This window comes from Blautia sp. CAG:257 (assembly GCF_000433815.1).
Lineage (GTDB): Bacteria > Bacillota > Clostridia > Lachnospirales > Lachnospiraceae > Blautia_A > Blautia_A caecimuris.
On sequence record NZ_HF999071.1, the window covers coordinates 68,243 to 75,234 of the forward strand.

6 protein-coding genes are annotated in these 6,992 nt (G+C 43.9%); 5 read left to right on the plus strand and 1 reads right to left on the minus strand.

What is annotated here, in order from left to right; all coding sequences use genetic code 11:
• Nucleotides 1-70: 70 nt before the first annotated feature.
• The 3 genes from QVP40_RS09120 to QVP40_RS09130 all read left to right on the plus strand — a co-directional run bounded on the left by QVP40_RS09120 (nucleotide 71) and on the right by QVP40_RS09130 (nucleotide 3,949).
• On the plus strand, nucleotides 71-1,840 hold the full coding sequence (locus tag QVP40_RS09120; protein ID WP_022068148.1) for a Na/Pi cotransporter family protein: 1,770 nt from the start codon (nucleotides 71-73) through the stop codon (nucleotides 1,838-1,840).
• A 107-nt stretch (nucleotides 1,841-1,947) separates the two neighbouring features.
• Nucleotides 1,948-2,616 (plus strand): winged helix-turn-helix domain-containing protein, encoded by a 669-nt coding sequence (locus QVP40_RS09125; protein ID WP_022068149.1) that lies wholly within the window; start codon nucleotides 1,948-1,950, stop codon nucleotides 2,614-2,616.
• A 1-nt stretch (nucleotide 2,617) separates the two neighbouring features.
• On the plus strand, nucleotides 2,618-3,949 hold the full coding sequence (locus QVP40_RS09130; RefSeq protein ID WP_022068150.1) for a sensor histidine kinase: 1,332 nt from the start codon (nucleotides 2,618-2,620) through the stop codon (nucleotides 3,947-3,949).
• Here QVP40_RS09130 and QVP40_RS09135 read toward each other — a convergent pair.
• The gene (locus QVP40_RS09135; protein ID WP_022068151.1) at nucleotides 3,946-4,875 is read right to left on the minus strand and encodes a helix-turn-helix transcriptional regulator; all 930 of its coding nucleotides are present in this window, start codon (nucleotides 4,873-4,875) and stop codon (nucleotides 3,946-3,948) included. The genes QVP40_RS09130 and QVP40_RS09135 overlap by 4 nt on opposite strands.
• 303 nt (nucleotides 4,876-5,178) lie before the next feature.
• On the opposite strand from QVP40_RS09135, the gene QVP40_RS09140 reads away from it, so the two are divergent.
• Entirely contained in the window at nucleotides 5,179-6,501 is a 1,323-nt protein-coding gene (locus QVP40_RS09140) for a carbohydrate ABC transporter substrate-binding protein (protein WP_022068152.1), read from the plus strand.
• A 96-nt stretch (nucleotides 6,502-6,597) separates the two neighbouring features.
• Nucleotides 6,598-6,992, plus strand: a 395-nt coding sequence (locus QVP40_RS09145) for a carbohydrate ABC transporter permease (RefSeq protein ID WP_288200433.1), incomplete at its 3' end; no start/stop codon positions are given.

Sequence of the window (6,992 nt, forward strand, 5' to 3'; positions counted from 1 at the left end):
GCGCTGGGGACAACTTTACAATTGTTTCTTAAAATGAAAATATATTAAATTTTCGTAAAGGAGAAATACAATGGATTTTTTTAGTATACTGACGATGCTGGGCGGTCTTGCTCTGTTCCTGTATGGTATGCAGGTTATGGGCGATGGCCTTGCGAAGATTTCCGGAGGAAAGCTGGAGAAAATTCTTGAAAACCTTACATCCAGCAAATTAAAAGCAGTGCTTCTGGGTCTGGGTGTGACTGCGGTGATCCAGTCCTCATCTGCCACAACGGTTATGGTCGTAGGTTTCGTAAACTCCGGTATTATGAAGCTGACACAGGCTGTTGGTATTATTATGGGTGCCAATATCGGTACTACAGTAACCGCCTGGATCTTAAGTCTTGCAGGTATTGAGAGCAACAATTTCTTTATGAGCCTTCTTAAGCCAAGTTCCTTTGCTCCGATCCTGGCGCTGATCGGAATTGTGCTTCTGATGTTCACAAAGAACTCCCGCAAAAAAGACATTGGCGCTATTCTGGTTGGATTTGCAGTGCTGATGTTCGGTATGGATACCATGAGCGCTGCTGTGAAGCCTCTGGCTGATGTTCCGGAGTTTACCAATCTTCTTCTGGCATTTTCCAATCCGATAGCAGGTGTTCTGGCAGGTACGGTTCTTACAGCCATCATCCAGTCCTCATCTGCATCCGTGGGTATTCTGCAGGCTCTGTGCGTTACAGGAGCTGTGCCGTACAGCGCGGCCTTCCCGATCATTATGGGACAGAATATCGGTACCTGCGTGACAGCGCTTCTGTCTGCTATCGGCGCAAACAAAAACGCAAAACGTGCAGCCATGATCCATCTGTATTTCAACATTATCGGTACAGTAGTGTTCCTGAGTGTATTCTATATTCTGAATGCAGCTGTTCAGTTCCCGTTTATGGACGCTATGGCAACACCGGCAGCAATCGCAGTGACCCACAGTGTGTTTAATGTTACAGCAACCTTACTGCTTCTTCCGTTCTCCAATCTTCTTGTGAAGCTTGCATGTATGACGATCCGTGACTCTTCTGAGGATGTTGAGGCGGCAAAGGAAGATCAGGAATTCCTTATTCTGGAATCCCGTTTCCTGGAAAAACCTGCATTTGCAGTAGAGCAGGGAAGAACCGCAGCAAGACGTATGGCAGAGGATTCCTGGAAGGCGCTGAAGGCTTCTTTTGAGGTGCTTCATGATTACAGTGAGGAAAAGGCTCAGAAGATCACAAAGATGGAAAGCAAGGTAGACAGGTACGAGGATGAACTGGGAACCTATCTTGTTCAGCTGAACAATAAGGATCTTTCTGAGACAGACAGTCACAGCGTTTCCATGATGCTTCACTGCATCGGCGATTTCGAGCGTATTTCCGACCATGCAGTAAATATTAAAGAGTCAGCAGACGAGCTTCATGCAAAAGGCCTGAGCTTCTCCGTTTATGCAAAGGCAGAACTCAGAGTACTGACTGCAGCAGTGACCAAAATCGTAGAAACAGCATTTTCTGTATTTGACGAACAGGATATTACCAAGGCTTCAGAGATCGAGGCGCTTGAAGAACTGATCGATGAGCTGACAAAAGAAATGAAACGCCGTCACATCAATCGTCTCCGCTCCGGCGAGTGTACCATTGAAATGGGCTTCATTCTTTCTGACCTGATCACCAGTATGGAAAGAATTGCAGATCACTGTTCCAATATCGGTGTCTGCGTAACTCAGGTGCGTGAGAATCTTTATGATACACACAGACATCTGAACGCAATGAAAAACGATCAGGATGATGAATTTAATAAATGTCTGGAAGCAGTACGCAAAGAATATCTGCTTCCGTAAGCGCCAGTAAAAACTGAACGCAGATCATACAAGGCTGTTGTGGGAATTTCCGGAGGGAAATTCCTCAGCAGCTTTTATGGCATATATGAAGATAAGGAGGACAGTTCATGATCTACTGTGTAGAAGATGAAAAAAATATCAGGGAGCTTCTGGTATATACCCTTGAAACCACCGGATTTACAGCAAAGGGGCTGGCAGATGGAAAAGAGCTTTGCGCAGCCATGAAAAAAGAACTTCCGTCCCTGATCCTTCTGGATATCATGCTTCCGGGTGAGGACGGATACGGCATTCTGACCAGGCTGAAGTCCTCTCCTGATACAAAAAACATTCCTGTGATCATGGTTACGGCAAAGGATGCGGAATTTGACAAGGTACGGGGACTGGAAGCCGGAGCGGACGACTATATCACAAAGCCTTTTGGTATGATGGAGTTTGTTGCAAGAGTAAAAGCAGTGCTTCGCCGGTGCAGCAGGAAAGAGGAAAACAGAGAGCTTCACTGCGGAGAACTGAGAATATCGGTGGGACGTCATGAAGTACATCTTGGAGATCAGAAGGTGGAGCTTACCAGGAAGGAATTTGAGCTTTTGCAGTATCTGATTGAGAACAAAGGACTTGTTATGAGCAGAAATCAGATCCTCTGTCATGTGTGGGGATATGATTTTGACGGAGAGACAAGAACTGTGGACGTACATGTGAGAACACTTCGCCAGAAACTGAGAGAAGCAGGAAACATGGTGGAAACCATACGGGGAGTAGGATACAGGATCGGAGAATAAAATGAGACAGAGAATTTTAAATCACGGAAGCTTTCTTGTAATCCTGTCTGTTCTTCTGACCTTTCTGGCTGCAAGCTTTGTCATGTATGACAAGTTTGACGTATTTATGAAACAGAGTGTGCGGGATGAAGTGGAATATATCCGGGCCGGTATCGAAGCAGCTGGACTGGATTATCTGAAAAGCAATGTAAAAGAGATTAATGCTACAAGGATCACAGTTACAGACAATGAGGGCAATGTTCTGTATGATTCGGAGACAGAGGCGGACCAGCTGGAAAATCATGGGGAACGCCCGGAATTTGTGAAGGCAAAGGAAGAAGGCTATGGAGAGATCGTAAGATTTTCGGAAACCTTTTCCGAACAGACCTTTTACTGCGCCATGAAGCTGGATAATGGAAATATCCTTAGGGTGGCAAGAACAACTGACAGTGTGTTCCTCACTTTATTTTCCAGCTTTACGCTGCTGGGGATTCTTATGCTGGGGATTCTGGCCCTGGAATTTTTCCTGGTTCAGAGACAGACAAAGGAGCTGATCGCGCCCATTAATGAGCTGGATCTGGAGCACCCTCTGAAAGATGTAAGATATGAGGAGCTGCGTCCCCTTCTTGTACGAGTAGACCAGCAGAACAAACAGATCGCGTCTCAGCTGGAGGAGCTGAAGGAGGCTGAGGCAATGCGAAGAGAATTTTCTGCCAATGTTTCTCACGAGCTGAAAACCCCTCTGATGTCTATTTCCGGTTATGCGGAGCTGATGATGAACGGAATGGTGGGAGAAGACAAGGTTCCTGAATTTTCCGGAAGGATTTACCATGAGGCAAGCCGTTTAAGTTCTCTTGTGTCAGATATCATCCAGCTTTCAAGGCTTGATGAGAAAAACAGCGACATGCCATTTGAGGCAGTAGATATTTATGAGCTGGCAGAGGACATTGTGTATCATCTCCAGCCTTCGGCAGAGAAAAAGCAGATCAGTCTTGTTCTGGAAGGGGAGCATGTAGCGGTGAGAGGAATCCGGCAGGTCCTTTATGAAATGTTCTATAATATTGCGGACAATGCCATCCGCTATACCGATGCAGGAGGAACCGTCCGGGTGTTTGCAGGGCAGGAAGGACATCATCCCTGCTATTTTGTGGAGGATAATGGGATCGGTATTCCGAAGAATGAACAGAGACGTATTTTTGAGAGGTTTTACCGGGTGGATAAAAGTCATTCCCGCCAGACCGGAGGAACAGGACTGGGGCTTTCTATTGTAAAGCACGGGGCTGCGCTCCATAAAGCAAAGATAAATCTTGACAGTGAGCCCGGAAAGGGGACAAAAATGGAGCTGATGTTTTAGGCATCGGCTCCATTTTTTATGTCTTTTTCAGAATTCTGAGGACGTTCGGAGATGGCTTTAATAGAAAGCGCGTACTCTGTAGGCGTCATTCCGCAGAGTTTTTTAAACTGTCTGGAAAAATAATGAATGGAGGAATAGCCCAGAAATTCTGAGATCTGTGTGAAATTCATGTCATTTTCCCGGATTAGCTGTCTGGCAAAATTGATCTTCATATGAGAAAAAAAGTCGATCACTCCGCAGCCGTATTCCTCACGGAAGATTTTCTGAAGCTGGGATCTTCCGATGAGATTGTCATGGCAGATTGCTTCAAGGGAAAGGGATTCACAGATATGATCCTCCAGATAACGGGTGATCCTCCGGCAGGCAGAAGATTCAAATGAGGGGTCGCCAATGTTTCTGACACAGTGCGGTACCTGTGTAGTATATCTTCGGAGCATATGTATCAGAAGCTGTTCCAGATAAAGAACAAGAAGCTGCTGGGAACCCACAGGGCTGTCTTTTCTTAATTCCATTTTATGAAGATAGGGGTCGTCAAGAGGAGAGGCAATGCACCGCCGGGCCTCAGCGATGATTTTTCCGATCAGGGTTCGCTCTGTATCCGAAAGGGTCAGAATCTGTTTTTCAAAAAAACTCATACAGGGAGAATTACAGGCAAAGGAAACAACTACAATATTAGGGGCATGATTTCCGGTTGCCGACAGGTTGTGAAATTCGTTGGGACGGTGAAAAATTATCTGACCGTGAGTAAGAACATGAACTTCTTCATCTGCCTGAATCCGGGCAGTTCCTTTATCTACACATTGAAATTCCCAGAAATCATGCTGTTCACCCGGATAGGAAAAGTCATTGCAGTATTCAAAGTAATGGATGGTATAAATTTTTTCTACAGAAAGATCTTTGGCAAGAGGTATACTTTCATATATCATAACACGGCTGCTCCATAGAAAGTGATAAGGTTTTCGGTTTCGTTTTTCTTGGAAACATACAGATCAGAATATGTTCAGGAGAATGTTACAGTAACTACAGTCTAACAGATGCCGGTGCTCTGAACAATCAAAATATGAGAAAAATATCAATTAGAAGTAATATTGTCGTTGAATCTGTAACTCATAGCAATATTTCTAAAGTATACAGCAATATATAAATTGAAAAAGTAATTTTAATGAGTTATTATTAAGAAAACAAAAAGTTTTTGTATCTTATGTACAAAATCTAAAGGAGGATATGAGATGAAAGCAAAAAAAATTACCAGTCTTGCACTCTCAGCAGTTATGGCAGCAGGCGCAATGTCAGGAATGGCAACAACTGTTATGGCAGATGAAGAGCAGACTCTGAAACTGGCTGTTGTAGAAACCGCATATGGACAGGATATGTGGAAAAATGTTTGCGCAAAATTTGAAGAGGCAAATCCGGGAGTAAAGGTAGAACTCACAATCGACAAGAAACTGGAAGATATTATCACACCGGCTATGAAATCCGGCGATTATCCGGATGTTATCATGAGAGCAGTTGGTTCTGAATCCGCTCTTACAGAAACATTTATCAAAGACAACAATGTAGAAGAGCTGACAGACGTACTGGAAATGACAGTTCCGGGCGAAGATGTTAAAGTAAAAGATAAAATCCTTCCGGGATTTGTGGATAACTCTATTACAAATCCTTACGGAGATGGAAAAACATATCTGATGCCGATGTTCTACGGCCCATGCGGACTTTTCTATAATAAAGGACTGTTCGAGGAAAAAGGCTGGGAAGTTCCGGAAACATGGGATGAAATGTGGGAACTTGGAGACAAGGCAAAAGAAGAAGACATTGCATTATTTACATATCCGACAGCAGGATACTTTGACGCATTTTTCTACGCACTGCTTCATGAGGCAGCAGGCGCAGAAACATTCCAGGAAGCTCTGAAATACGGCGAAGGCGTATGGGAGACAGACGGAGCAAAGAAAACATTTGAGATCATTGAGAAACTTGCTTCCTACACAGAAAAAACAACACCTGCAAACGCAAACGACAATGATTTCCGTAAAAACCAGCAGATGATCCTTGACAACAAGGCTCTGTTTATGCCAAACGGAAACTGGGTAATCGGCGAGATGGCAGATGCTCCACGCGCAGATGGATTTGAGTGGGGATTCACAGCTCTTCCTGCAGTTGAAGAAGGTGGAGAGAGAGCTTCCTATTCTTTCTTTGAGCAGATCTGGATGCCGAAGGGTGCTGTAAATAAAGATCTTGGAAAACAGTTTATTGCATATCTGTATTCCGATGAAGCTGCTGAGATCTTCGCAAAAGACGGCGGAGCAGTTCAGCCGATCCAGGGTATGACAGACAAACTTGACGGCGATGCAAAGATATACTACTCTATCTATGATGATGGCGCAGTAGCAGTTATGGATGCATTTGCAACTACTGAACCGGTAGAGGGCGTAACTGTTCGTACAACATTCTTTGATCCGATCAACTCTCTTGTCAGCGGAGATAAGACAGTAGACGAATGGGTAGAGCAGATCAAGAAAGACAGCGATACTCTTCGCGGCGCTCTGAAATAAGCAATAATTTTCAGGTAGAATTCCATATGATATTTGAAAACGGACGGTGGATGCTACCGTCCGTTTTTCAGAATAAAGAAAGAGAGGAGAAGAATCATGACGAAAAAAAAGGGAAGAAGCCGGTTTATATTTTGCTGTCTGGCTCCGGCAGTTATTCTTTTTACTATTTTTATGCTGATTCCTACCATTGATGTTTTCAGAATGTCCCTTTATAAATGGGGAGGATATACAGCAGATAAAACCTTTGTAGGTCTTGATAACTTCAAAACACTTTTACAGAGTGAAAAGTTTTATCAGGCATTTCAGAATTCAGTGCTTCTGATCGTAATTGTAACGATCGTTACTTTTGCAATGGCGATTATTTTTGCCGCTATCCTTACAAGAGAAAAGCTGAAGGGACAGACGTTCTTCCGTGTTGTTTTTTACATCCCGAATATTCTTTCTGTTGTAGTTATCAGTGCAATTTTCTCTGCAATTTATGATCCAAATCA